This is a genomic window from Aliigemmobacter aestuarii (genome assembly GCF_004799285.1).
Taxonomy (GTDB): domain Bacteria; phylum Pseudomonadota; class Alphaproteobacteria; order Rhodobacterales; family Rhodobacteraceae; genus Aliigemmobacter; species Aliigemmobacter aestuarii.
The window spans coordinates 351,450-375,969 of the sequence record NZ_SSND01000002.1 but is presented as its reverse complement, the minus strand read 5'-3'; the positions used below and the strand labels follow the sequence as shown (position 1 = coordinate 375,969).

Sequence of the window (24,520 nt, the reverse complement as noted above, 5' to 3'; positions counted from 1 at the left end):
CTTTCGCTTGAGTGGGAAGGGCCTTCTGGCCTAAACGATGGCCGGTCGTGACTGGTAAGGCCGTGCCATGGATGAGACACCGGAAATCGTGACGAAGGTCACAGGCTGGCTTGCCGATGCGGGCGAGGTGGCCATGGGCTGGCTGGCAAGCCCGGCGGCCTGGTCGCAGTTCGCGCTGCTGGCGGCGGCCTTCATCGTGGCGCGCATCGTGACGCTGCGGGTCAACCCCGTGCTCAGCCGCCTGATCGCGCCGCCCGAAGGCAGGACCGGCCCGATCGCCACCGCGCGTTCCTTCGTGCTGCGGTTCCTGCCGCTTCTGCTGCCGCTTTTTGCCTATGGCCTGACGGCGGTCGGCGAAGAGGTGACGCGGTCGCTGTTCGGCTCGGGCGAGGTGATCGCCTTCGGCAAGCGGGTGTTCCTGTTTCTGGCCGTCCGCGCCTTTGTGCGCGATATCCTGACCGATCCGTTCCTGCGGCTTCTGGGGCGGTACGTGCTGATCCCGGTTGCCGCGCTTTATACCCTCGGGCTGCTGGACGACATCACCACCCGGCTTGAGGAAACGGTGATCGCGCTTGGCAACATCCGCTTTTCGGTGATGGCGCTGATCCGGGGCGTGATCGCGGGCAGCCTGCTGTTCTGGCTGGGGTCATGGTCGAACCGGCAAAGCGCCGATTACATCAAGAAGCAGGCCGAACTGCGCCCGGCCACGCGCGAGCTGGCGGTGAAGGCGACCGAGGTGCTGATCTTCGGCGCGGCCTTCCTTCTGCTGATGTCGATCATGGGGATCGACCTTACGGCCGTTGCCGTTCTGGGCGGTGCCCTTGGCGTGGGCATCGGCCTTGGCCTGCAACAGATCGCGGCCAATTTCGTGTCGGGTATCATCCTGCTGGTCGAGGGTCAGACGACCGTGGGCGATTACGTCGAACTTGACGGTGGCGAGAAGGGCACGATCGTGAAGATGACGGCGCGCTCCTGCATCCTCGAGACGTTCGACGGCAAATGGATCGTCGTGCCGAACGAACATTTCATCACCAGCCGGGTCGTCAACTATTCCGACCAGGGCAGCGCCAACCGGTACGAGGCGGCCTTTTCGGTCTCTTATGACACTGACATCAACCGCGTGCCGGGGATCATCGAAGCAGCGGTCGCCGCCTTGCCCTTCGTGCTGAAAAAACCCGACGGGCCGGATGTGGAACTGCGCGGTTTTGGCGAAAGCGGCATCGATTTCGCGGTCGAATACTGGGTGAACGGGATCGACGACGGCAAGAACAAGTACGGCAGCCAGGTGCTGTTCGCGATCTGGAACGCGCTGAAGGCGGAAGGGATCGAAATCCCCTATCCGCATCGCGTTGTCGAACTGCGCGACGGATCAACGCCGGTGAAGGCGCGGGTGAAGAAGGCCGGGGCGTGACCCAGGCGCTTGTGATCGGGGCCGGGCCTGCCGGCCTGATGGCGGCCGAGGCGATAGCGCGGGCCGGGGTGCCTGTGATCGTGGCGGAAGCAAAGCCAAGCCCCGCCCGCAAGTTCCTGATGGCGGGGAAATCCGGCCTGAACATCACCAAGGATGAACCGTTCGACCGCTTCGCCGCGGCTTATGGGGCCGAATGGCTGCGTCCGGTGCTGGCAGGGTTCGGGCCCGAACAGGTTGTCGAATGGTGCCGCGATCTGGGGCAGGAGGTTTTCACCGGATCGTCCGGGCGGGTCTTTCCCGTGTCGATGAAGGCATCGCCGCTGTTGCGGGCCTGGCTGCACCGGCTGGCCGGGGCGGGGGTCGAGGTGCGGACCCGCTGGCGCTGGACCGGATGGGAAGACGCGGCCCTTGCCTTTGACACGCCCGAGGGGCGGCGCAGGATCGTCCCTTCGGTCACCGTTCTGGCCCTGGGCGGCGCAAGCTGGCGCAGGCTGGGGTCGGACGGGGACTGGGCGCCGCTTCTGGCGGCCCGCGGCGTGGCGCTGGCCCCGTTCCGGCCCGCCAACATGGGATTCGCGGTGGATTGGTCGCCGCACATGGCCCGCCATTTCGGCCAGCCGGTAAAGGGTGCAGCCCTGATTGTCGGCGATCAGGTGGAAAGGGGCGAATTCGTGATCTCGGCCCGCGGGATCGAGGGTGGCGGGATCTATGCGGTATCGCGCGCGGTGCGGGATGGCGCATCCCTGACGCTGGATCTTGTGCCCGATGTCACGCCCCGGGCGCTGGCCGACCGGATCGCCCGGTTGAAACCGGGGGAAAGCCTGCCGAACCGGCTGCGAAAGCTGGGCCTGTCACCGGCCGCGGCGGCGCTGGTCATGGAATGGGGGCGCGATCTGCCGCTTGGGCAGGCAGTGAAGGCGCTGCCCGTCCGGCACGCCGGCCCCCGCCCGATGGACGAGGCGATTTCGACCGCAGGCGGCATCATGGCCGAAGCACTGACCGGCGGGCTGGAACTGCGGGCGCTGCCCGGTGTCTTTGCCGCGGGCGAGATGCTGGACTGGGAGGCGCCGACTGGTGGCTACCTGCTGACGGGCTGCATGGCTACCGGCCTCTGGGCCGGACGCCACGCCGCGGCGCTGGTCAATGGCCGAACTCTGCCGCGAGGGCCGCGATCAGATCCGTCCGGGTGATCACGCCCACCAGTTTCCCATCCTCGGTCACAGGCACGTTGGCCTGCCCGCCCGCCGCAAGGATCGCGATCAGCGGCGCCAGAGGATCGTCCGGTGCCACGGTGGCCATGTCGCGGCGCATGATCCTTTCGGCGGTCGCGTCCGGGGCATCGGTCAACGCCTTGATATAGCGCGACTGGTTCACCGTGCCGCACAGATGGCCTGCTGCATCGGTCACGGGCAGCGCCTTGACGGGATGGCTGCGGAACATCGCGCCGATTTCGTCCAGCGTGGCGCTTGGCCGAACGGCAAAGACGTTGCGCGACATGATCTCGCCGCAGGTGATGCCGCCCAGATGTCGGGCCGTCGTTTCGGCCTGGGCTGCGCCGATCACGCGCGCCAGATCCTCGGGGCCGATGTTCGCGCCAAGGTGCATCCGTTGCAGGATGGCGGCCAGGTCATCTGCCGAAAGCCCAAGACGCCGGTCGGGCGCGCTGGCGCGTTCTGCCTCGGTCGGTGGTTGGCGAAAGGGATAGATGCGGCCCGTGGCCCGGTTCCACAGCACCGCGAAGGCAACCAGAAGCGTGGTATCCAGCATTACCGGGCGCCAGGCAAAGGCATAGCCGGTATCGCGCAGCGCCCCCGCGTTCAGCGAGATCAGCAAGGCCACCGCGGCGGCAGGCGGGTGGATCGCCCGCAGGGACATCATCGCAAGGATCCCGCCCCCGACCGACAGCGCCGCCGACAGCGCAGGGTTGCCGACCACCCGGATCACCGTCAGCGCGATGAGGGCCGAAGCGGTGTTGCCGACGATGGCCGACCACGGCTGCGACAGCGGGCTGTTTGGCACCGCGAACACAAGGAAGGCCGTCGCCCCGAGCGGCGCGAAAAGAAGCGCCGCCGGGGATATCGCCGTATCGACCGGGGTCAACAGATGGGCCAGCGCCAGGCAGGCCAGCAGCCCCGCCGCCGCCCCGGCCGAAGCGCGCATCATCTCGCGCAGGCGGGGGCGACCCATCGCAGGGCCAAGGCCCCGCAGGACTCGCAGCGGCAGCCTCATCGGCGCATCATCGCAAGGCGGATCAAGCTGCGTTCCATCACCGCCATCGCGGGCGCCCGCGACGAGGATCGCAGCGTCAGATCGGTTTCGACAAGGATCGACAGCGCCTCTTCCAGCCGCGCAAGGCCCCAGCCCTGCGCCTGACGGATCATCCGGTCGCGGCGCGGGCCGAACACGGGCGGGCGCATCCGGGCCACGCCCTGTGCCGGTCCGCCCGGATCGCAGGCCGCAACATGCAGGGTGCGGAAATGGCGCATCGCCCCGATGCACAGCGTCACCGGGTTGACGCCCTGGCCTTCCAGCCGCCTGAGGATCGGCCCGACCTCGGCGCCGCGCCCCTCGGCCACGGCATGCAGGATGTCATCGACCTCGGCCTCGATCGTGGCGGGTGCCATCGCGGCCACGTCAGCGGGCGTCAGGGGCGAAGGGTCGCCCCATTTGTAAAGCGCGATCTTTTCCACGGTCTGGCGAAAATCGCCTGGGTCCAGTTCCTTGGCCAGCGCAAGAAGATCGGTCATCGCGGCGCGGTCGATGTTGGTCAGGCCGGATTTCGCCAGCGTCGCCTCGATTTCCTCGCGGCTTGGCGGGTCGTCGTAGATGCCGATGCAGCGTGCGGTGGGGTGGGCTTCGAACAGCTTGACCATGTTCGATTTCGTGGTCAGGCCGCTTGCCGTGACGACGATCTGCGCATCGCCGGGTTTCCAGGCCTTCAGCGCCTCGGTCACGACGGGCGTCATGGCGTCGGTTGCATCCTCAAGGAAGGCCACACGCGGACCAGGGAAGAACCCCTGCGCCTTGACCGCATCCAGAAGTGCCGCCGGATCCTTGCGCACATCGGCGGCGGGCAGGCGCGCGAGCCGCATCTCGGCCTCGCCCTCGGGTCCGATCAGGGCGGCGATCACCTCTTGCCGGCGCAAGGCGATGCGCATCGCATCGGCGCCAAAGATCAGAAGGCCCGCGGCGTTCGGATCGGGCTTGGCGAAATAGGACGTTGCCGCGGCGCCGGTAAGTTTCATGCGCCGCCGGACCCGGTCGACGGGTCCCCCGCCCACTGGCCCGAAGTCGCCAGCAGCCGGGTGACGATCTGGTCGGCCAGAATCCGCATCAGGCGAAAGGCGGCGTCTTCTTCGGCAGCAAGCCCCGCCACGGTGGAACCGGTCGCGGAATATGAGGTGAAGTTTTCCACCCGACCGCCGGTCAGGCGCTGGCCTTCTGCGTCGAACAGGGTCCAGTCCACCCGGCCGACAAGGTTGTAGCGGGTGATCGCGTTTTCCGGCGTGATGCCGACGCCGATCGCCTCGGTCGTGATCGAATGGGCCAGCCGAAAGCGCGCGCCTTCCGGGCGGCCGAGCCGTTCTTCCAGCCGTTCGACCAGATCGAAACCGTTCTTCGTGTCCGGCCCGTCCACGCGGATCGCGCCTTGCAGCCCCGCCGCAGGCCCCCCCGGCGCATAGGCCGGGGTGAAGGTGCAGGCGGGAAGGCCCGCCAGCAGGATCAGAAAGGCACGGCGGTCAGACAACCACATTGATGATGCGCCCCGGCACGACGATGATCTTCTTCACCGGCTGACCGGCGAGGAACCTGATCACAGCTTCGTCCGCCAGCGCGATCTTTTCAACCTCGGATGCGGGCATCTCTTTCGGCACGGTGATTTCCGCGCGCCGCTTGCCGTTGATCTGGATCGGCAGGGTCACGGTGTCATCGACCAGCAGCGCCGGGTCGGCCTTGGGCCAGGGCGCAGTGGCGCAAAGGCCATCGCCGCCCTGGTAGGTCCAGATCGATTCCGCGATATGCGGCGTCATCGGCGACATCAGTTTCGCCAGCGTGCGGATCGCCTCCTTCATCACCGGGGTCGAGGCATCGGCCTTGGCCAGCGTGTTGGTGAAGGCGTAAAGCGTGGCGATCGCCTTGTTGAAGGCGAAGGTTTCGATGCCCTGCGTCACGTCATGGATGGCGCGGGCGGTGGCCTTGCGCAGCATGTCGTCATCGGGGCCGGTGTGATCGGCGGGCAGCTCACCGATGCGGGAACACAGGTTCCAGACGCGGGTCAGGTGCTTGAACGCGGCCTCGGCGCCGCTGGCCGTCCATTCCACATCGCGTTCGGGCGGGCTGTCGGACATCACGAACCAGCGCGCGGTGTCCGCGCCGAACTGGGCGATGATGTTCATCGGATCGACGACGTTCTTCTTGGATTTCGACATCTTGGCCGAGGGGATGACCTCGACCGGGGTGCCGTCCTTCAGCGTCGCGCCGCTTTCGCTGCGGATCACGTCCTCGGGCAGGTGATAGACCGGGCGGCCGTTGCCGTCGCGCGTCATGTAGATCTCGTGCGTCACCATGCCTTGGGTGAACAGCGCGTTGAACGGTTCGATCGCCTTGGCGGGCAGGTGGCCGGTCTTGTGCATGGCACGGGCGAAGAAGCGCGAATACAGCAGGTGCAGGATCGCGTGTTCGATGCCGCCGATATACTGGTCGACGTTCATCCAGTAATCCACATCCGCCGCATCGGTGGGCGTGGCCGCATGCGGGCTGGTGAAGCGGGCGTAGTACCAGGACGAATCCACGAAGGTATCCATCGTGTCGGTCTCGCGCCGGGCCTTCGCGCCGCATTTCGGGCAAGTGCAATCGCGCCAGGTCGGATGCCGGTCAAGCGGGTTGCCGGGCACGTCGAAGGTGACGTCGTCGGGCAGGCGGACGGGCAGGTTTTCCTTCTTCTCGGCCACCACGCCGCAGGTTGCGCAATGGATGACCGGGATCGGACAGCCCCAATAGCGCTGGCGGCTGATGCCCCAGTCGCGCAGCCGGTACTTGGTGACGCCCTGGCCATAGCCATTGGTCTCGGCATGGGCGATGGCGGCGGCGACGGCCTGATCGCCGGTCTGCACCGCATCGCCGGCAAAGCCGCGCACATAGCGGACGCGTTCGGATTTCATCGGCACGAAGGCTTCGGCCAGCGGCGCCTCGTCGGCGCCTTCGGCGACGAAGACGGGCTTGATCGGCAGGCCGTATTTCGTTGCGAAATCAAAGTCGCGCTGGTCATGGCCGGGGCAACCGAAGATCGCGCCGGTGCCGTAATCCATCAGGATGAAATTCGCGATCCAGACCGGCAGTTCCCAGTTCGGGTCCAGCGGATGCTTCACGCGGATGCCGGTATCGAAGCCGATCTTCTCGGCGGTCTCGATCTCTTCGGCGCTGGTGCCGCCCTTGCGGCATTCGGCGACGAAGGCCGCGACCTTCGGGTCTGACTCAAGCGCCTTGGCCAGCGGATGATCGGGCGAGATGGCGGCGAAGGACGCCCCCAGCAGCGTGTCGGGCCGGGTGGTGTAGACCTCCAGCCGCTCAAAGCCCGCGGGCGCGCCCACCGTTTCGAAGGCGAATTGCAGGCCGCGCGACTGGCCGATCCAGTTGGCCTGCATCAGGCGCACCTTTTCCGGCCAGTCCTTCAACCCGTCGAGCGCGGTCAGCAGGTCCTCGGAATAGTCCGAGATTTTGAAGAACCACTGCGTCAGTTCGCGCCGTTCGACCGCCGCGCCCGACCGCCAGCCCTTGCCGTCGATCACCTGTTCGTTTGCCAGCACGGTCATGTCGACCGGGTCCCAGTTCACCACCGCGTTCTTGCGATAGACCAGCCCCTTTTCCATCATGTCGATGAACATCGCCTGTTGCTGGCCGTAATACTCCGGATCGCAGGTCGCGAATTCGCGGCTCCAGTCGATCGACAGGCCCAGGGGTTTCATCTGGTCGCGCATGTCGGCGATGTTGCCGTAGGTCCATTCCTTGGGATGGCCCCCGCGTTCCATCGCGGCGTTTTCGGCGGGCATGCCGAAGGCGTCCCAGCCCATCGGATGCAGCACGGAATAGCCCTGCGCGATCTTGGTCCGGGCCACCACATCGCCCATCGTGTAGTTGCGCACATGTCCCATGTGGATGCGTCCCGACGGGTAGGGGAACATCTCGAGCACATAGTACTTCGGCCGGGCCGGATCGCGACGCGCGGTGAAGCAGCCCGCCTGGTCCCAGGCATCCTGCCATTTCTTCTCGATCACTGCGGGGTCGTAGCGCGACATCAGGTTCCCTCCGGTTGCCCGGCGGAATTACACCGACCTTGGGGAAAAGGTCCAGAGTGCGGGCGCGGCCTTAGAGGTTGCCGTCCTGGATGCGCAGCTGGCGCGCGCGGGTCAGGATCGCGTCTTCCACGGCGCGCTGCGTCTCGGACGAAACCGGGCCGCCGCCGCGTGCCACAAGCGACACCTTCAGCGACCGGGCATCCAGCGCCGGATCCTGCACAAGGACAGTCGCGCGATAGGCCCGGCCGCCGCCCGGAGGCGTGCCATAGCCCGTCACGATCACGCCGGTGAACGGGTCCACCGATTCGATGGGCAGGAAGTTCAGGATGTCGAGCGAGGCGTTCCAGAGATACTTGTTCACCTCGACGGTGTTGTTCGGATCCTGGTTGTTGGTGAAAAGGTCCCAGATAGTGCCGCGCTGGCGCTGGCCGCGCTGTTCCACCCGTTCGATGGCTGCGCGTTGCTGATCGGCCGCGATCCGGCGTTCGAACTGATCCTGGGTCGGGATACTGTTCTGGCGACGGAAAAGACCGCTGTCCCCGCTGGCGATCCCGCCACCGCAGGCGGCAAGCGAAAGAACAACGCCGCTCATGGCGGCCATCCGGACGAGACGTTCAAAAGCCATACGGTCCCCCGATACACGCATGGGTCTGTCTAGCCGAGCGTTCCGGCCCGAACAAGGCTTTTCAGCCGACAATCCCGCCACTTGCCCGCCACTTGGCGGCCTTTGCCCTGATGGCCTGCAGGTTTGCCGCATCAATCGCGCGCATGCGTGACCGCAAAGGTGCGCCGGGTGACGCCGGGGCAGGTCGGGATCAGTGTGGCATTGCTGCACCATCATTGCCGTCTTTCCCGATCCGCCAGACGGTCGTGATTGCAATCGTCGGTCACAAGAGGGAAACAAAGGCATACCCAATTCGGATTCCCCTGAGTTGGGCCGCACCTTGTGAGAAAAGAGGGAAAACGATGAAAAAGATTCTTCTCGCTTCGACCGCTCTCGTCGGCTTCGCCGGCGCTGCTGCCGCCGAAGTCAGCCTGTCGGGCTACGCCGAAATGGGTATCGCTGGTGGTGACGCCGTCGAAACCCAGTTCTGGAACGAGATCGACGTGACCTTCACCCTGTCGGGTGAAACCGATGGCGGCCTGCAGTTCGGCGCGACCATCGACCTGGACGAAGTGACCAACGCGGGCAACGTGGCTGGTGACTTCGACGCTCGCGATGGCGGCCCGGATTCGGTGTTCATCTCGGGTTCGTTCGGCAAAGTCACCCTGGGTGACACCGACGGCGCCTACGACTGGGCTCTGACCGAAGTCTACATGGGCACCGCCCTGGCCGACGACCATTCGACCCACGCTGGTTCGAACGGCAACTCGGGCCTCGACGGCACCTATGACGGCCAGGTGATGCGCTACGAGTACTCGTTCGGCGACTTCGCGGCTGCTCTGTCGGCTGAACTCGACGACACCGGCGTCAACGACGCTGTCATCGGCCTCGGCTTCAAGTGGGGCGCTGACATGGGCGGCACCACCGTCAACGTCGGCCTCGGCTACCAGACCGACGGCACCACCGACATCATCGGTGTGTCGGCTCACGCTGCTCTGTCGAGCGGCCTGGACCTGCGTCTGAACTACGCTGACCTGGACGTGGACGAGTGGATGGGCCTGGGTATCGGCTACACCTCGGGCGCTCTGCTCGTGCAGGCCAACTACGGCGAGTACGACTCGGGTGCTGACGGCTTCGGTCTGGTCGTGAACTACGACCTGGGCGGCGGCGCTGTCGTGATGGCTGGCTACGGCTCGGGCAACGGCCCGGCTGGCAACGGCCACGGCGACGACACCTTCTCGCTGGGTCTCGGCCTGTCGTTCTGATCTGACGATCAGACGGTTATGGGAAGAGCGGGCCTTGTGCCCGCTCTTTTCATTTCGGGCGGGTAACTCGACACTGCGGCCACCCGCCGTTATGGTCCGCACGGATTTCCGATCTGACTGGACCTGCCCATGCCCGCTCTTTCCCCCGCCGACATCAAGGCACGCTATGCCCGTGCGATGGCGCTGCTGTCGGATGGCAAGCCGGACGAGGCCCTGCCGGTTCTGGGCGAGATCGCCGAGGCGAACCCCTCGATCCCCGAAGTGCAGTTCCAGATCGGGCGGATCTTTCTTTCGGCGGACAGGTACGACCGCGCGCATCACCATTTCGCCCTTGCCGCAGGGCTGCGCCCGCAAGAGGCCAGCATCTGGCACGGTTGGGCCGCTGCCGTGGCGCTGCATGGCGACACCGCGGCCGAGGCGGAATTCCTTGCCCGGCTCAAGGCCGCGGCCCTGCCTCCGGCGCTGAAACTTGCACTTCAGGACCGCTTCGGCGCGCGGCGCGCGAAATCGCGGCCGGAAACCGGCGGGGCGGCGCCCGCCGCGCTGACCGCCGCCGCGCAGGCGATGGCCACGGGCAAGCCCGCCGAGGCCGAGGCCCGCGCCATGGCGCTGCTGAAGGCGCATCCGAAATCAGCTGCGGCGGCGAACATCCTGGCCTCGGCCCGCGCCGCGCTTGGCAAGGCCGAGGCCGTGGCCACGTTCCGCGAAGCGGCAAGGCTTGACCCGGCCTATGCAGAACCGCACCTGAACCTTGGCCAGCTCTTGCTGGAGCGGGGCGAAGAGGAAGCCGCGCGCCTGGCCTTCCGCGAGGCTGTCGTGCGTGCGCCGGGGATGGTCCCGGCACTGGTCGCGCTTGCGGTGCAGTTCACAAGATCTGACCAGCCGGAAAAGGCGCTGCCGCTTCTGGAACGGGCCGTGAAGGCCGATCCCCGGTCGATGCCTGCGCTGCTGGCGATGGGAAATGCGCGGACGCGGCTGCATGACTACGCCGCCGCCGCCGAGGCGCTGGAAAAGGCCGCAAGGCTGCCCGATGGGCGCACGCCTGCCGTCCTTGCCATGCTGGCGCAGGCGCAGGCCCGGCAGGGGCGCGATGAAGAAGCGTTGCGGAACTATGACGCGGCCCTTGCGATCAACCCCGATCATCCGGTCGCGCAGGGAGGCAAGGCCGCCCTGTTGCAGACCCTTGGCCGGTTCGACGAGGCCGAGGATTGGTTCCGCCGCGCCTTTCGCACCGACCCCGCGAATGGCGAGAATTACCGCCTGTTCGTCGCCTCGCACAAGACGCAGGCAGGCGACCCGATCATCGACCAGATGACCGCCCGGTTTGACGATCCCGCCACGCCCGAGACCGACCGGATGAACCTTGGCTTTGCCATCGCCAAGGTGTTGGAGGATGTGAAGGATCACGCCCGCGTCTTCCGCTATCTGGATGCCGCCAACGGGTTGATGCGCAAGGCCCATCCCTATGACATCGCGCAACGCGAGGCCGAAGTGCAGGCCGTGCGCACGGCCATGTCCGGTTTCGACTGGCAGGCGGCGCGGATCGAGGGCGCGACGGATTTCGCCCCGATCTTCGTCACCGGCATGCCGCGTTCGGGGACGACGCTGGTGGAACAGATCATTGCCAGTCATTCCACCGTGGAAGGCGCGGGCGAGGTCGGTGACGGCACCCGCGCGGCGCAGGCGCTGCTGATGCAGGGGGCGGGGGCGGGCATGTTCCGCCGGATGGCCGACCTGTCAGGGGACAAGATCGCGGGACTGGGCCGCGAATACGAGGCGATGATGCGCCGTCGTTTCCCCGACGCCCCCCGCGTCACCGACAAGTCGATCCAGACCTATCTGTTCCTGGGGCTGACACGGCTGGCCCTGCCGAAGTCGCGCATCATCGTAGTGCGCCGCGATCCGCGCGACACGCTGCTGTCGATCTACAAGAACAAGTTCCCGGACGGCACGCATCTTTATGCCTATGACCAGCGGGACCTGGCGAAATACTACACCAGCTTCACCCGCATGATCGACTTCTGGCGTGATCTGGTGCCGGGGTGGTTCCATGAGGTGCAGTACGAAGACCTGGTTGCGAACCCCGAGGCCGAGACGCGCAAGCTGATCGCGGCCTGCGGCCTTGACTGGGAGGATGCCTGCCTCAATTTCCACGAAAACCGCCGCAAGGTCGAAACACTGAGCGTCTTTCAGGTGCGGCAGCCGATCTCGAAAGGGTCGGTGCAGGCCTGGCGGCGGTACGAGGCCGAACTGGCCCCGATGATCGAGGCGCTGAAGGAGGATGGCCATGTCCTTGACTGATATCCTTGCCCGCATCCGCGCGGCCGAGGCGGCACACGGGCGGCCCGAGGGATCGGTGACACTGATCGCGGTGTCCAAGGTGCAGCCGCCCGAACGGGTGGAAGCGGTGCTGAGGGAAGGCCACCGCGTCTTCGGCGAAAACTACGTGCAGGAGGCGGCGGGCAAGTGGCCGGCCTGGAAGGACCGCTTTGCCGGGGTCGAACTGCACATGATCGGCCCGTTGCAGACCAACAAGGCGAAAGTGGCCGTCGATCTGTTCGACGCCATCCACACCGTCGATCGCCCGTCGCTGGCCGAAAAGCTGGCGCGTCTTGCCGACCAGCGCGGCGCCTGCCCGCGGCTTTTCGTGCAGGTCAACACGGGCGAGGAGCCGCAGAAGGCGGGCGTCCTTCCGGGGGAAACGGATGCCTTCGTTTCGATGTGCCGCGGCCTGGGCCTGCCGGTCGAGGGGCTGATGTGCATCCCTCCCGAGGATCGGGACAGCACACCGCATTTCGCGACGCTGGCCACGATGGCGGCGCGGAACGGGCTTTCCGGCCTGTCGATGGGCATGAGCGGCGATTTCGAGGCCGCGATCGCCCACGGCGCCACCCATGTGCGGGTGGGCTCGGCCATCTTCGGCGCCCGCAACTACGGCTGAGGCTGCTCAGGCCACCCAGACACGCGCCTGCGGGGGCAGCGGGATCAGCCCGTCGTGCCCGACCAGAGGCGCTTCGTGCAGAAGATCGAACATCTTGCCGGCCCCGTTCCCGCGCAGCCAATCGGCCGGAAGGTTGACCCAAGCGTCGGCGAAGTTGAACAGACAAAGGATCGTGCCGGTCGGCGCGCGCCGCGCAAAGGCGAAGACGCCATGCGCCGGGGCAGGCAACACCTCGGTCGGATACATGGCGTGCAGGCCCGGCGTATCGCGCCGCCGCCGCAGGATGTGCCGGATGCCGCGGAACACGCGGCCCGCCGGACCATCGTCCGTTTCCCGCTGCGCCGCAACCGCCCAGTCCATCCGCGGACGGTGCAGCCAGCGGCTGTCATGGGCGTGGTCGGGATCGTCGCGATAGCTGTAATCGTTCAGCATCGCAAGTTCGTCGCCCATGTAGACCAGCGGGATTCCCCCGAAGGAGGCGATCAGCGCGTGCCCCATCAGGATGCGGTGGATGGCGGCCTCGACCGCGGCGGCATCGTCCGCAGCAAGCGCCTTTTCCAGACCGGCCAGTGACGCGAAACTGCCCGAAATCCGCTTGTCGCCGGTGGCTTCGTTGACCTGGAACAGGGCTCCCTGCGCGAAGGACCCGGGAAACCCGCCTTCGTAGAAATCCGACAGATAGGCGCGGTGCGCGGGGCCGGAAATCCCCAGTGCGGCGGCATCCTCGTCGGTCACGGCCCAGCCGATGTCGTCGTGGCAGCGGATATAGGTGGCATAGGTCGCGTTGGTAAGGACGGTCGGAAAATGGCTGAGCAGGACATGGGTCATCATGCCCGTATCGCGGGTGGCCAGCGCCCCCCAGAACTGCACCATCAGGCTGTTGTGATAGGCAAGGTTGCCCTCCTTGCCATCGTGCTTTCCCCGGCCCAGATAGGGCAGCATCTCGGCCGGGGCGACGATCGCCTCTTCCAGATGGATGACGGCGGGGGCGGCGATCCGGCAGCAGGCGCGCAAGGCCTGAAGGATCATGTGCACCTCGGGTTCGGACTGGCATCGCGTGCCCATCCGCTTCCACATGAAGGCCACCGCATCCAGCCGCAGCACATCCACCCCGCGATTGGCCAGAAACAGCATGATGTCGGTGATTTCCAGGAACACGCGCGGATTGGCCCAGTTCAGATCCCATTGATGTTCGCTGAACGTGGTCCAGACCCATTTGCCGAAATCCGGGTAATGGGTGAAGTTGCCCGGCGCGTGGTCGGGAAAGACCTCGACCAGGGTTTCTTCATACCGCTTTGGAAGGTCGGGGGTGTCGAACATCAGGTAGTAATCCTGATGGATGGGGTCGCCCGCCCGCGCCGCCTGCGCCCAGGCATGTTCCTTTGCGGTGTGATTCAAAACCAGATCGACGCAGAGGTTCATCCCCCTTTGCCGCAGGGCGCGGGCAACCGATTCAAGATCGTCCATCGTGCCATGGGCCGGGTTGATCGAACGGTAGTCCATCACCGAATAGCCGCCGTCGCTGTCACCCGGACGGGGGTGAAGGCAGGGCATCAGATGGACGTATGTGATTCCAAGATCGGAAAGATAATCCAGCTTTTCCAAAACCTTGTTCAAGCTTCCCGCGAAGCGGTCGATATAGAAGACATAGCCTGCGCGGTCGGGGCGCTGGAACCAGTCCGGCTCCAGGTCGCGCTTGAGGTCAAGCCGCTTCAGATCGGCGGGACGCTCTGCCCAGTTGCGGCGCAGGCAATCCATCAGTGCCTCGCGAAAGCCTGCGAAATCCTCGCGATGCCCGTAAAGCTGTTCCAGCATCGGCCAGAGATCTGGGGCCGACCGTTCCAGCCGCAAGGCAAAGACCTCGTCCTCGGGCGTGATGCTGCCTGCCTTGCGTGCCATGCCGTTTCCCCCTGTCGCGGGGCGGAGGATAGTCTTTCCAAAGCGGTTTGGAAAGACTTTGACGCTGCGTCAGCCGCGCACGATCAGGCGGGTCTGATGGGTGATGCGCGGGGCGATCCACAGCAGGTCGGCCCGGGCGAAGGCGACGCAGCCCGCCGTGGGAAAGCGCGGCCTGCGCCAGGTGTGGACAAAGATCGCCGATCCGCGTCCGGGTTCGGCCTGCGGCCAGTTCCAGTCGGTGATCAGGATCAGGTCGTAAAGCGGGTCGGGGCGGCACAGGCGTTCGTGGGAAAACTCGTGCGGCCGGCGGACCATCAGGTTGTAATCCGGGTCTTCCACGTCATCCGACCACAGGTCCGACGGTGCGAGGGGCAGCGCCCAGTCTGCCGGCGACCGGAGCCTGTCGGGACGGTAGAGCATGCCCACGATCCGGTGTTCGCCATCGGGTGTGGCCCCGTCGCCTTCGCGCTTGGCCTTGCGGGGCACGATGCCGCCCCGGCCGATCGAACAGGGGAAATGCCGCCCCATGAAGCGCGCGCCCTGCCGTGTGACGACGATATCTGCGGGCTTCACAGCAGGTGCCCCGACTTGGCGGCCTTGGTCGCCAGATAGCCCGCGTTCTGTTCGGTCTGCCCGACCTTCAGCGGCACGCGTTCCACCACGTCGATCCCCTGCGCCTGCATCATGGCGATCTTCTTCGGGTTGTTCGTCAAAAGGCGCACCGACCCGAACCCCAGTCGCCGCAGAAGCTGGGCGCCGATGCGGAAGTCGCGTTCGTCATCCTCGAAGCCAAGCCGATGGTTGGCCTCGACGGTGTCGAACCCCTGATCCTGAAGCGCATAGGCCCGCATCTTGTTGGCAAGCCCGATGCCGCGGCCCTCCTGGTTGAGGTAAAGAAGGATGCCCGCGCCCTCCTCGCCCATCTGCTGCAGGGCGGCGCGCAACTGCGGGCCGCAATCGCATTTCAGGCTGCCCAGAACGTCGCCGGTGAAACAGGCCGAATGAAGCCGCGCCAGAACCGGCTTTGACCGGTCGGGCTGGCCGATTTCGATGGCATAATGTTCCTCGCCCCCGTCCTCGGGGCGAAAGACATGGACCCGGCCGAATTGCGAGGCTTCCATCGGAAGGCGGGCATGCACGACGGGGGTGAATTGCGCGGCCGCCCGCAGATCGGCGCCCGTCAGGTCGATCTGCGTCACACCCTCGGGCAGGGGCGACGCAGGCGGCAGGGGCAGGACCAGAACGGCGGGCAGAAGGTGTGCGGATTTCGCAAGCTCCAGCGCGGCGCGGTGCAGGGTCGCATCACCTTCGCGCAGGGCATGGAACGGCCCCTTCATCGGATGGCGCAGGTCATCCACCGGGTCGGCCACGGCCAGAAGCCATCCGACATCCGCCTCGTCCGGCAGGGCGATGCGGGCCAGATCGCCATCATAGGCGCGTGCCTTCAGGGTTTCGGCCCGCCGCGCGGTGATCGCCAGTTCCGGCCGCCCGATCCGGCGCAGGTCCGCCAGGCGGTCGGGTGGAAGTGTTTCCACCGCCGCGACCAGAGCGGCCCCGGTGCCAAGCGTCAGCGCCACGGGAACCCCCATGCGCAGATCGCCCCTTGCGCGGGACAGCCGTTCGGACAGGGTCGGGCCAAGGGTCATGCGGCATCCTTTCGCGCCCATATCTAGAACCGCTTGCAGGAAATTGAAACATTTGCCCGCAGGGCGACACGACCGCGTGAGATGGCCGTTGCAAATCTTGCCGCAAGAGCGCGCGTGACGCATCTGGAAATCACGACCAAGGGAGCCCGCCCAAAGGAGCGATGCCATGCCGAACCTGAAGAAGATCCTTCTTGTCGACGATGACGATGACCTGCGCGAGGCGCTGTCCGAGCAACTGGTGATGACAGAGGATTTCGACGTCTTCGAAGCCGGCAATGGCGCCGAGGGCATGGAAAAGGCAAAGGTGGGCCAGTACGACCTGGTGATTCTCGATGTCGGCCTGCCCGATACGGATGGGCGCGAATTGTGCCGCAGGATGCGCAAGCAGGGGGTGAAATGCCCGATCCTGATGCTGACGGGGCATGATTCGGACGCCGACACGATCCTTGGCCTGGATGCCGGCGCGAATGACTATGTGACCAAGCCGTTCAAGTTTCCGGTGCTTCTGGCGCGGATCCGGGCGCAGTTGCGCCAGCACGAACAATCCGAGGATGCGGTGTTCCAGCTTGGCCCCTACACCTTCCGGCCGGCGCAGAAGATGCTGGTGGATGAACGTGAACGAAAGATCCGCCTGACCGAGAAGGAAACCAACATCCTGAAGTTCCTCTATCGGGCACAGTCAAATGTGGTGGCGCGCGATGTGCTGCTTCATGAGGTCTGGGGCTACAATGCCGGGGTCACGACCCATACGCTGGAAACCCACATCTACCGTCTGCGCCAGAAGATCGAACCCGATCCCTCGAACGCACGTCTTCTGGTGACCGAGTCGGGGGGCTACCGTCTGGTGGCGTGATCCGCGCCTTATTGTCGCCGGAATCGCCTGTTATCCGAACGATATTGCGGAATTGGTTCCGCTACGAGCACCCCTCGCCGTGTCGGGGTCATGACACGGCATCCTCCCTGTTGGACTGGCCGGGCCTTGTGCCCGGCCTTTTTTTGCGGTTTCGCGCAAAGGTTGCGTTGCATTTCTGCACTTATTTAAATCAGACCTTTTGAATGTTTGATTTAGATCAGATCGTTTCGGGAATCCCGTGGTATACACGTCTCACCTCCCTGTTGGACTGTGCCGGGCCTTCGTGCCCGGCGTTTTGTTTCTGGCGTGCTGTTTCTGGCCTCTCCGGGACGATCCCGGTTCCATGCCGCGCGGCTGACCTTGCGCAAAGCGGGCCGGGGGATATTGGAAAACATGCAATCAATCCCTATGTTGCAATCGTGCCTGGCTTGGGGCGCGGAATGGAAAGGCAGACGGGTATGCGTAAAACCCTGATGGCAGCAGTGGCGGTTCTGGCGGCGGCTCCCGCCCTGGCGCAGGACATCCAGTTCACAATAGTGAACCAGAGCGGCGTGGACATCACCGAGCTTTATGCCCGTGCCGCGGGGGCTGGCGACTGGGAGGAAAACATCCTTGCCGGTGCAACGCTTCCCTCCGGCAACGATGGCACGGTGACGATCGCGGGCGCGGGTGCCTGCGAGTTCGACCTGCGGATGGTCTTTGCCGATGGCGACCAGCTCGAAGACCGCGCGAACCTTTGCGAGAACCCCAGCTACACGATCAACTGAGGCCGGCCAACCAAGGCCCGCACCCGGTGACATGATTTGGAACGCCGCGCCCGGCCAGCGCGGCGTTTTGCATGACGGGGCCGCCCGGATGCCGGTCTGGACCCCGGCGGGGAAACATGCATTCTGGCGCGCGAACAGAAGCGAGACAGACGATGCCCTTTTCCCTTGCCACCTGGAACATCAACTCGGTCCGCCTGCGCGAGGCGCTGGTGGCGCGCCTGATGGCCGAAGAGATGCCGGACATCCTGTGCCTTCAGGAATGCAAGAGCCCCGTCGAAAAGATCCCGATGGATCGGTTCCGCGCCCTGGGCTACCACCACATCGTCGCGCGGGGGCAGAAGGGCTATAACGGGGTCGCGATCCTGTCGAAACTGCCGATCGCCGATGTCGGGGGCGAGGATTTCGCCGCGCTCGGTCATGCCCGCCACGTCGCGGCCCGGCTGGAAAACGGGGTTACGATCCACAATTTCTATGTGCCCGCGGGCGGGGACATTCCCGACCGGGACGCGAACGAGAAGTTCGGCCAGAAGCTGGATTACCTGACCGGGATGCGCGACTGGTTCCACGCGGACCGGCCGCGGAAATCCATCCTTGTGGGCGACCTGAACATCGCCCCGCGCGAGGATGACGTGTGGAACCACAAGCAGCTTTTGAAGATTGTCAGCCACACGCCCATCGAGGTCGATCATCTTGGGGCGGTGCAGGATGCGGGGGCCTGGGTGGACGTGACGCGCAAGGACATTCCCGATGGCCTTCTGTATTCCTGGTGGTCCTACCGCGCGGCGGATTGGGACGCTGCCGACAAAGGGCGGCGGCTGGATCATGTCTGGGCCACGCCCGATATCGCCAATGCCGCCCATTCCAGCCGCGTCCTGCGGGCCGCGCGCGGCTGGGACCAGCCAAGCGACCACGCGCCCGTTTTTGCCACCTTTGATCTTTGATCGCGGGGGGCGCGGCATCGGCTTGAAGGTCGCATCGGGTGTTTGCCCCTTGGCCTTTCCCGGATGCGCGCGCATATAGGGTGCAAAGTCAAAGCGCATGAGGACCATCATGTTCGGGATGAGCGACAAGCCCGCCGCCCCTGCCGCAGCGGGCGATCTGATCAAGGACGGGAACGAGGCCAGCTTCATGGCCGACGTCGTCGAAACCAGCCGGGACGTGCCGGTGATCGTCGATTTCTGGGCGCCGTGGTGCGGCCCGTGCAAGTCGCTTGGCCCGGCCCTCGAAGCGGCCGTGACCGAGGCAAAGGGCCGTGTCCGCATGGTCAAGATCAACGTGGACGAAAACCAGCGGATCGCCGCGCAACTGCGGATCCAGTCGATTCCCACGGTCTATGCCTTCTGGCAGGGCCAGCCGGTTGACGGGTTCCAGGGCGCGCTTCCGGCGTCGGAGTTGAAGAAGTTCATCGAACGTGTCGCGGGCGTGGCCGGTGACGGCGGCCTGGCCGAGGCGATCGAGGCCGCCGAAGGCATGCTGGCCGAAGGCGCGGCGGTGGATGCCGCCGAAACCTTCGCGGCGATCCTGGGGGAAGAGCCGGAAAACGCTGCGGCCTATGGCGGGCTTGTGCGGGCGCACCTGGCCCTTGGCAATCTGGACCAGGCCGAAGGGCTGCTGGATGCGGCACCCGCGGCCATCGCCCGCGCGCAGGAGGTGGAGGCCGCCCGCGCGCAACTGGCGCTGGTACGGCAGGCGGCCAATGCCGGGCCCGAGGCCGAATTGCGCGCCGCAGTCGATGCCGATCCCGGCAATCATCAGGCGCGGTTCGATCTGGCGCAGGCGCTGCATGCCAGCGGCAAGGTGGACGAAGCCGTGGATGAACTGCTGGAACTGTTCCGGCGCGACCGCGAATGGAACGACGGCGCGGCCAAGGCACAGCTGATGACCATCTTCGAGGCGCTGAAACCGACGGACCCCGTGGTCCTGAAGGGCCGTCGGCGCCTGTCGTCGATGATATTTGCCTGATGGCCGTTCCGGTCTAGGTTCGAGGGCATGATCAAAGCCGCCGACCTGCCTGCCATCATCCCGGTGTTCCCGCTGCCCGGAGCGTTGCTGCTGCCCCGGGGGCGGTTGCCCCTTCATATCTTCGAACCCCGCTATCTTGCGATGATCGAGGATTGCATGAAGACGCCCGGCCGGCTGATCGGGATGATCCAGCCGCGCGAGGTGCCGGGCACCGGGGAAAAGCGGCTTAACGCCATCGGCTGCGCGGGCAGGCTGACCGGGTTTTCGGAAACCGAGGACGGGCGCTACATGATCACGCTGACCGGAATCTCGCGGTTCCGCGTGATCGAAGAGGTGCAGGGGTTCACCCCCTATCGCCGTTGCAACGTGGACTGGGCGCCCTTTTCCCGCGATCTGGGCGAGGCGGAACAGGACCGGGCCTTTGACCGCGATGCGTTTCTTGACCTTCTCGCGCGCTATTTCCAGGCGATGCAGCTTTCATCGGACTGGTCCAGCCTGAAAGAGGCCGAGGCCGAGTTGCTGATTAACTCGCTGTCGATGCTTTGCCCCTTCGCGCCCGAGGACAAGCAGGCCCTGCTTGAGGCGCCGTCGCTTTCGACCCGGCGCGAGACACTGGTGACATTGATGGAATTCGCCCTGCGCGGGGGCGGTGAAGACGAGGTGATGCAATGAACGAGGCTCCGCAGTTCGACCGCCGGATGCTCGAGGCGCTGGTCTGCCCGGTGACGCATGCCGCGCTGACCTATGATGCCGAACGGCAGGAACTGCTGTCGAAGGCCGCGCATCTGGCCTTTCCGATCCGCGACGGCATCCCGATCATGCTGGTGAACGAGGCGCGCGAGGTCGAATGACCCCGCCGCGGGCCGTTGCCCCGCGACTTACAGCTTTTGCCCCGCCAGAAGCCTTGGCAACTCGCCCGTAAGCCCCGCGGCCTGCCGCTGGAACGCACGGCGCAGGCCGGGCATGGCGTTCACCGCACCAAGACCGATGTCACGGGCCGCGCGCAGGATCGGATTGTCGTTCGAGAACAGCCGGTTCACCGTATCCATCCCGAGGGCGAGCGTGGTTGAATCGAACCGCCGCCAGGTCTGGTAGCGTTCCAGCACGTCGATGGCGCCGATGTCCTCGCCGCGCCGCATCGCCTCGACCAGCACTTCGGCCAGCGCGCCCACGTCGCGCAGGCCAAGGTTCAGCCCCTGACCGGCGATCGGGTGAACCCCGTGCGCCGCATCGCCCACCAGCGCCAGGCGCGGCGCGGCAAAGCTGTTGGCCAGCGTCAGGTTCAGCGGATAGGTGAAGCGCGCGCCTGCAAGTTCGATCCGGCCCAGGAAATCGCCGAAACGGGGGCGCAGCGCGGCCAGATACTGATCGTCCGGAAGCGCCTGGATTGCCTGGGCCACATCATCCCGTTCCGACCAGACGATCGACGAATGATGCCCGCCGGGCAGCGGAAGGATCGCCAGCGGACCGGCCGACATGAAGAACTGATGCGCGATCCCCTGGTGATCCCGTTCGTGACGGATCGCTGTGACCAGCGCGGTCTGGCCATAGCCCCAGCCCGTCCGCCCGATCCCGGCACGCTGGGCGGTACCCGAGGCGCGACCGTCGCAGCCCGCGATCATCTGGCCTGTCAACCGGCGGCCAGAGGCCAGGGCAAGGCTGGCCTCGGCCGGGCCACAGGTCTGTTCCACGACCGTTTCGCCGGAAATCAGCGTGATCTTCGGTTCGTCCCGCATTGCCTTCAGAAAGGCCGCGTACAGATGCCGGTCCTCGACCATGAAGCCCATCGGGCCTTCCTCGATCTCGGCCGAGTCGAAGGCCAGGAAGAAGGGAGCAGGCCCGTCGCCCGCAAGCCCGTCGCTGGCCTTGATCTGAAGGATGGGTTGCGCCTGCCCGGCGATCAGGGGCCAGACGCCCGTTGCCGCCAGCAACCGCTGCGATGCCAGCGCCAGAGCATAGGCGCGCCCGTCGAACCCCGTTTCGGCCCGGGCCGGGGCGGGGCGGGCATCGACCACGGCGACCGTCAGCCCGTTCTGGGCCAAGGCCAGCGCAAGCGCCGGGCCGTTCAGCCCGCCGCCCACGATCAGCACATCCGCATCATGTTTCCGGTTCGGTATCATGGGGTCCAATATGGCCCTTGATGCGGGATTGTCCATGCGCCCCTCAGCCGCTAGCGTCTGGAAAATCCGGCGAGTGGGGAACATGGCATGGGCAGCGACTGGCTGAAGATGACGGCGGCGGATCTGGGGCGCGGGATCGGCGCGGGAAGGATCCATGCGCTGGAACTCACCGAGGTCTTTCTCGAGGCGATCGCACGCCACCCCGACCGCGATCGCATCTATGCCCGCGTCACCCCGCGACGGGCGCGCTCGATGGCGATGGCAGCCGCCGATCGGGCCAAGGCAGGCACGCGGATCGGCCTTCTGGATGGCGTGCCGCTGTCCTGGAAGGATCTCTTCGATGCCGCCGACGCCCCGACCGAGGCAGGCAGCCGCCTTCTGAAAGGCCGCGTGCCGCGCAGCGATGCCGAGGTGCTGGCCACCGCCACCGCCTGCGGTACGGTCTGCCTGGGCAAGACCCATATGACAGAACTGGCCTTTTCCGGCTTGGGCATCAACCCGATGACGGCCACGCCCCCCAACCGCGTCATCCCCGGTGCGGCACCGGGCGGGTCGTCCAGCGGCGCCGCAGCCTCGATCACGCATCATCTGGCGCCCGCCGCCATCGGATCGGACACCGGCGGATCGGTCCGTATCCCGGCCGCCTGGAACGATCTTGTGGGGCTGAAGACCACGCACGGTCGGCTGTCGTTGAAGGGCGTCGTTCCGCTGTGCGCCAGTTTCGACACGGTCGGCCCGCTGGCCCGCACGGTCGAGGACTGCGCCGAGATCCTCGCGGTTCTGGAAGGCGGGCGCGCCGTGGACCTGCGCGGTGTCACGCTGAAGGGTGCGCGTTTTCTGGTTCTGGAGGGAGTCGCGCTGGACGGGGTGCGCGAACTGCCCGGCGCCGGGTTCGAGGCCGCAGTCGACCGGCTGGCGCGGGCGGGGGCGGTGATCGAACGCCGGGCCGTGCCTGCCGCCGACAAGGCGCTTGCGCTGTCGCCCGCGCTGTTCGCGCCCGAGGCCTATGCCCAGTGGCAGGAGGTGATCGAGGCCGCGCCGGAAAGGATGTTCCCCGTGATCCTCGAAAGGTTCCGCAGCGGGGCTGCCGTATCCGCGATCGACCATATCCGCGCCTGGCAGGCGCTGCACCGGCACCGCGCCGAATGGCTTGACGCCGTCGCGGGATATGATGCGGTGCTGGTACCGACCGCGCCGATCCTTCCGCCCGAAGCGACGCGGCTTTTGACGGATCCCGACTATTTCGCCACCGAGAATCTGATGGCGCTGCGCAACACCCGGATCGGCAATGTGCTGGGCCTCTGCGCCCTGACCCTGCCCACGGGCGAGCCCGCCTGCGGGATCAGCCTGATGGGCACACCGATGGGCGAGGAACGGCTGCTCCGGATCGGGGCGGCGGCGGAACGCGCCCTGGCCTGAAACGGGGCAGGGGGCGAGTCTCTCGGATCAGGACGAAAAAGCCACAACCTGTGGCCTCTAACCCCACAGATTGACGCGTTTTTCTGGACCACCGCGAAATCGCGCGCTAATCTGGCCGCAATACGGGGCGAAACGACCCCGAGAACGAGGCAGTCATGGCGTTTCCTGAGCGGTTTTCGAACCTGCCGGATTATGCGTTTCCGCGTCTGCGGAAGCTTCTGGATGCACATGCGCCGGGGGGCGAACCCATCGCCATGACCATCGGCGAGCCGCGCCATGCGATGCCCGATTTCGTTGGGCCGATCCTTGCGGCGAACCTGTCCGGGTTCGCGGTCTATCCGCCGAACGATGGCACGCCGGAACTTTTGGCCGCGATTTCGGGGTGGATCTCGCGCCGCTATGGCGTGGCGGTGGAAGAAGACCGCCTGATGGTCCTGAACGGCACGCGCGAAGGGCTGTTCAACGCCTGTCTGGCGATCAGCCCGGAACGGAAGGGCGGCAAGGCCCCCGTGGTTCTGATGCCGAACCCGTTCTACCAGGTCTACACGGTTGCGGCCGTCACCGCCGGCGCAGAGCCCGTATATGTGCCTGCCACGGCGGCAACGGGGCATCTTCCCGATTTCGGCAGCCTTCCCGCCGATCTGCTGGACCGGGTGACGGTGGCCTATATCTGTTCGCCCGCGAACCCGCAGGGCGCGGTGGCCAGGCGCGACTATTGGGCCGATCTGCTGGCGCTGGCGGAAAAGCATGATTTCGTGATCTTCGCCGACGAATGCTATTCCGAGATCTGGCGCAGCGCGCCCCCGCCCGGTGTGCTGGAGGTGGCGGCCCAGGTCGGCGCGGATCCGGAACGCGTGTTTGCCTTCCATTCGCTGTCGAAGCGGTCGAACCTGCCGGGGCTGCGGTCGGGCTTTGTCGCGGGCGGGCGCGAGGGGATCGCGCGCATCCGCAAGCTGCGGGCCTTTGCCGGCGCGCCCCTGCCGCTGCCGCTGCAGCGCGTGGCCGAGGCCTGCTGGTCAGACGAGGCGCATGTCGCGGCAAGCCGGGCGCTTTATCAGGAAAAGTTCGCCCTGGCCGACCGGATCCTTGCCGGAATGCAGGGCTATCAATCGCCTGAAGGCGGGTTCTTCCTGTGGCTGCCGGTGCCCGATGGCGAGGCGGCGGCGCTGAAACTGTGGCGCGAGACGGGGGTGCGGGTTCTGCCCGGCGCCTACCTGTCGCGCGATGTCGGGGGCGAGAACCCCGGCAAGGGATATATCCGGGTCGCGCTTGTGGCCCCAAAAGACGAAATGCAGCGCGGGCTGACGACGCTTCGCGACTGCCTTTACGGGTGAGGA

Annotated in this window: 22 protein-coding genes; 13 read left to right on the top strand and 9 right to left on the bottom strand. The window is 66.2% G+C overall.

What is annotated here, in order from left to right; genetic code table 11:
• The first annotated feature begins 67 nt into the window (after positions 1-67).
• Both E7811_RS10605 and E7811_RS10600 read left to right on the top strand, forming a co-directional pair.
• Positions 68-1,411: a mechanosensitive ion channel family protein gene (locus tag E7811_RS10605; protein ID WP_136394601.1), complete on the top strand. Its 1,344-nt coding sequence runs from the start codon at positions 68-70 to the stop codon at positions 1,409-1,411.
• Complete coding sequence (locus E7811_RS10600; protein WP_136394600.1) at positions 1,408-2,601, top strand: TIGR03862 family flavoprotein; 1,194 nt, start codon at positions 1,408-1,410, stop codon at positions 2,599-2,601. The genes E7811_RS10605 and E7811_RS10600 overlap by 4 nt, the downstream gene beginning before the upstream one ends.
• Here E7811_RS10600 and E7811_RS10595 read toward each other — a convergent pair.
• The 5 genes from E7811_RS10595 to E7811_RS10575 all read right to left on the bottom strand — a co-directional run bounded on the left by E7811_RS10595 (position 2,552) and on the right by E7811_RS10575 (position 8,332).
• Complete coding sequence (locus E7811_RS10595; RefSeq protein ID WP_136394599.1) at positions 2,552-3,640, bottom strand: HPP family protein; 1,089 nt, start codon at positions 3,638-3,640, stop codon at positions 2,552-2,554. The two genes, E7811_RS10600 and E7811_RS10595, sit on opposite strands and share 50 nt — an antisense overlap.
• Positions 3,637-4,656 (bottom strand): DNA polymerase III subunit delta, encoded by a 1,020-nt coding sequence (gene holA, locus E7811_RS10590; RefSeq protein WP_136394598.1) that lies wholly within the window; start codon positions 4,654-4,656, stop codon positions 3,637-3,639. Before holA ends, E7811_RS10595 begins: the two co-directional genes overlap by 4 nt.
• Positions 4,653-5,165: an LPS assembly lipoprotein LptE gene (gene lptE / locus E7811_RS10585; protein ID WP_136394597.1), complete on the bottom strand. Its 513-nt coding sequence runs from the start codon at positions 5,163-5,165 to the stop codon at positions 4,653-4,655. The genes holA and lptE overlap by 4 nt, the downstream gene beginning before the upstream one ends.
• Positions 5,152-7,707 (bottom strand): leucine--tRNA ligase, encoded by a 2,556-nt coding sequence (gene leuS, locus E7811_RS10580; RefSeq protein ID WP_136394596.1) that lies wholly within the window; start codon positions 7,705-7,707, stop codon positions 5,152-5,154. Before leuS ends, lptE begins: the two co-directional genes overlap by 14 nt.
• A gap of 70 nt (positions 7,708-7,777) precedes the next feature.
• Positions 7,778-8,332, bottom strand: a complete 555-nt coding sequence (locus E7811_RS10575; protein ID WP_136394595.1) for a DUF3576 domain-containing protein — start codon at positions 8,330-8,332, stop codon at positions 7,778-7,780.
• Positions 8,333-8,673: 341 nt separating this feature from the next.
• On the opposite strand from E7811_RS10575, the gene E7811_RS10570 reads away from it, so the two are divergent.
• The 3 genes from E7811_RS10570 (at position 8,674) to E7811_RS10560 (ending at position 12,517) form a co-directional block, all read left to right on the top strand.
• Positions 8,674-9,576 (top strand): porin, encoded by a 903-nt coding sequence (locus E7811_RS10570; RefSeq protein ID WP_168732992.1) that lies wholly within the window; start codon positions 8,674-8,676, stop codon positions 9,574-9,576.
• A gap of 129 nt (positions 9,577-9,705) precedes the next feature.
• Positions 9,706-11,877: a tetratricopeptide repeat-containing sulfotransferase family protein gene (locus E7811_RS10565; protein WP_136394593.1), complete on the top strand. Its 2,172-nt coding sequence runs from the start codon at positions 9,706-9,708 to the stop codon at positions 11,875-11,877.
• Positions 11,864-12,517 carry a YggS family pyridoxal phosphate-dependent enzyme gene (locus E7811_RS10560; protein WP_136394592.1) on the top strand — a complete coding sequence of 218 codons (654 nt, stop codon included), beginning with the start codon at positions 11,864-11,866 and terminating at the stop codon, positions 12,515-12,517. The genes E7811_RS10565 and E7811_RS10560 overlap by 14 nt, the downstream gene beginning before the upstream one ends.
• A 6-nt stretch (positions 12,518-12,523) precedes the next feature.
• On the opposite strand, the gene E7811_RS10555 is transcribed toward E7811_RS10560, so the two are convergent.
• The 3 genes from E7811_RS10555 to ribA form a co-directional block, all read right to left on the bottom strand.
• Positions 12,524-14,416, bottom strand: coding sequence for an amylosucrase (locus tag E7811_RS10555; RefSeq protein ID WP_136394591.1), 1,893 nt, complete (start codon positions 14,414-14,416; stop codon positions 12,524-12,526).
• 69 nt (positions 14,417-14,485) lie between these two features.
• Positions 14,486-14,944 carry a L,D-transpeptidase family protein gene (locus E7811_RS10550; protein ID WP_136394745.1) on the bottom strand — a complete coding sequence of 153 codons (459 nt, stop codon included), beginning with the start codon at positions 14,942-14,944 and terminating at the stop codon, positions 14,486-14,488.
• 41 nt (positions 14,945-14,985) lie between these two features.
• Positions 14,986-16,062, bottom strand: coding sequence for a GTP cyclohydrolase II (gene ribA, locus E7811_RS10545; RefSeq protein WP_136394590.1), 1,077 nt, complete (start codon positions 16,060-16,062; stop codon positions 14,986-14,988).
• A gap of 166 nt (positions 16,063-16,228) precedes the next feature.
• Between ribA and E7811_RS10540 the strand changes: the two genes are divergently transcribed.
• The 6 genes from E7811_RS10540 to E7811_RS10515 all read left to right on the top strand — a co-directional run bounded on the left by E7811_RS10540 (position 16,229) and on the right by E7811_RS10515 (position 20,495).
• Entirely contained in the window at positions 16,229-16,915 is a 687-nt protein-coding gene (locus tag E7811_RS10540) for a response regulator transcription factor (protein WP_136394589.1), read from the top strand.
• A gap of 458 nt (positions 16,916-17,373) precedes the next feature.
• On the top strand, positions 17,374-17,682 hold the full coding sequence (locus E7811_RS10535; RefSeq protein WP_246020359.1) for a hypothetical protein: 309 nt from the start codon (positions 17,374-17,376) through the stop codon (positions 17,680-17,682).
• A 152-nt stretch (positions 17,683-17,834) separates the two neighbouring features.
• Entirely contained in the window at positions 17,835-18,623 is a 789-nt protein-coding gene (locus tag E7811_RS10530; RefSeq protein WP_136394587.1) for an exodeoxyribonuclease III, read from the top strand.
• 109 nt (positions 18,624-18,732) lie between these two features.
• Complete coding sequence (gene trxA, locus E7811_RS10525) at positions 18,733-19,644, top strand: thioredoxin (RefSeq protein ID WP_136394744.1); 912 nt, start codon at positions 18,733-18,735, stop codon at positions 19,642-19,644.
• Positions 19,645-19,671: 27 nt separating this feature from the next.
• The gene (locus E7811_RS10520) at positions 19,672-20,316 is read left to right on the top strand and encodes an LON peptidase substrate-binding domain-containing protein (protein WP_136394586.1); all 645 of its coding nucleotides are present in this window, start codon (positions 19,672-19,674) and stop codon (positions 20,314-20,316) included.
• On the top strand, positions 20,313-20,495 hold the full coding sequence (locus E7811_RS10515) for a Trm112 family protein (RefSeq protein ID WP_136394585.1): 183 nt from the start codon (positions 20,313-20,315) through the stop codon (positions 20,493-20,495). The genes E7811_RS10520 and E7811_RS10515 overlap by 4 nt, the downstream gene beginning before the upstream one ends.
• A 27-nt stretch (positions 20,496-20,522) precedes the next feature.
• On the opposite strand, the gene E7811_RS10510 is transcribed toward E7811_RS10515, so the two are convergent.
• A complete protein-coding gene (locus E7811_RS10510; RefSeq protein ID WP_136394584.1) occupies positions 20,523-21,800 on the bottom strand; it encodes a UbiH/UbiF/VisC/COQ6 family ubiquinone biosynthesis hydroxylase in 1,278 nt (425 codons plus the stop codon).
• Between the two features lie 51 nt (positions 21,801-21,851).
• Between E7811_RS10510 and E7811_RS10505 the strand changes: the two genes are divergently transcribed.
• The gene (locus tag E7811_RS10505) at positions 21,852-23,183 is read left to right on the top strand and encodes an amidase (RefSeq protein WP_246020355.1); all 1,332 of its coding nucleotides are present in this window, start codon (positions 21,852-21,854) and stop codon (positions 23,181-23,183) included.
• Positions 23,184-23,338: 155 nt separating this feature from the next.
• On the top strand, positions 23,339-24,517 hold the full coding sequence (locus E7811_RS10500) for an aminotransferase class I/II-fold pyridoxal phosphate-dependent enzyme (RefSeq protein WP_136394583.1): 1,179 nt from the start codon (positions 23,339-23,341) through the stop codon (positions 24,515-24,517).
• Positions 24,518-24,520: the final 3 nt, after the last annotated feature.

Excerpts from the sequence above, each read along its gene's own strand:
- holA (WP_136394598.1), bottom strand. The coding sequence starts at position 4,656 with ATGAAACTTACCGGCGCCGCGGCAACGTCCTATTTCGCCAAGCCCGAT.
- E7811_RS10570 (WP_168732992.1), top strand. The coding sequence starts at position 8,674 with ATGAAAAAGATTCTTCTCGCTTCGACCGCTCTCGTCGGCTTCGCCGGC.
- E7811_RS10515 (WP_136394585.1), top strand. The coding sequence starts at position 20,313 with ATGAACGAGGCTCCGCAGTTCGACCGCCGGATGCTCGAGGCGCTGGTC.
- leuS (WP_136394596.1), bottom strand. The coding sequence starts at position 7,707 with ATGTCGCGCTACGACCCCGCAGTGATCGAGAAGAAATGGCAGGATGCC.
- E7811_RS10535 (WP_246020359.1), top strand. The coding sequence starts at position 17,374 with ATGCGTAAAACCCTGATGGCAGCAGTGGCGGTTCTGGCGGCGGCTCCC.
- E7811_RS10595 (WP_136394599.1), bottom strand. The coding sequence starts at position 3,640 with ATGAGGCTGCCGCTGCGAGTCCTGCGGGGCCTTGGCCCTGCGATGGGT.
- E7811_RS10565 (WP_136394593.1), top strand. The coding sequence starts at position 9,706 with ATGCCCGCTCTTTCCCCCGCCGACATCAAGGCACGCTATGCCCGTGCG.
- trxA (WP_136394744.1), top strand. The coding sequence starts at position 18,733 with ATGTTCGGGATGAGCGACAAGCCCGCCGCCCCTGCCGCAGCGGGCGAT.
- E7811_RS10505 (WP_246020355.1), top strand. The coding sequence starts at position 21,852 with ATGGGCAGCGACTGGCTGAAGATGACGGCGGCGGATCTGGGGCGCGGG.
- E7811_RS10560 (WP_136394592.1), top strand. The coding sequence starts at position 11,864 with ATGTCCTTGACTGATATCCTTGCCCGCATCCGCGCGGCCGAGGCGGCA.
- E7811_RS10555 (WP_136394591.1), bottom strand. The coding sequence starts at position 14,416 with ATGGCACGCAAGGCAGGCAGCATCACGCCCGAGGACGAGGTCTTTGCC.
- E7811_RS10540 (WP_136394589.1), top strand. The coding sequence starts at position 16,229 with ATGCCGAACCTGAAGAAGATCCTTCTTGTCGACGATGACGATGACCTG.
- lptE (WP_136394597.1), bottom strand. The coding sequence starts at position 5,165 with ATGTGGTTGTCTGACCGCCGTGCCTTTCTGATCCTGCTGGCGGGCCTT.
- E7811_RS10575 (WP_136394595.1), bottom strand. The coding sequence starts at position 8,332 with ATGGCTTTTGAACGTCTCGTCCGGATGGCCGCCATGAGCGGCGTTGTT.
- E7811_RS10520 (WP_136394586.1), top strand. The coding sequence starts at position 19,672 with ATGATCAAAGCCGCCGACCTGCCTGCCATCATCCCGGTGTTCCCGCTG.
- E7811_RS10500 (WP_136394583.1), top strand. The coding sequence starts at position 23,339 with ATGGCGTTTCCTGAGCGGTTTTCGAACCTGCCGGATTATGCGTTTCCG.
- E7811_RS10605 (WP_136394601.1), top strand. The coding sequence starts at position 68 with ATGGATGAGACACCGGAAATCGTGACGAAGGTCACAGGCTGGCTTGCC.
- E7811_RS10510 (WP_136394584.1), bottom strand. The coding sequence starts at position 21,800 with ATGGACAATCCCGCATCAAGGGCCATATTGGACCCCATGATACCGAAC.
- E7811_RS10530 (WP_136394587.1), top strand. The coding sequence starts at position 17,835 with ATGCCCTTTTCCCTTGCCACCTGGAACATCAACTCGGTCCGCCTGCGC.
- E7811_RS10550 (WP_136394745.1), bottom strand. The coding sequence starts at position 14,944 with ATGGGGCGGCATTTCCCCTGTTCGATCGGCCGGGGCGGCATCGTGCCC.
- ribA (WP_136394590.1), bottom strand. The coding sequence starts at position 16,062 with ATGACCCTTGGCCCGACCCTGTCCGAACGGCTGTCCCGCGCAAGGGGC.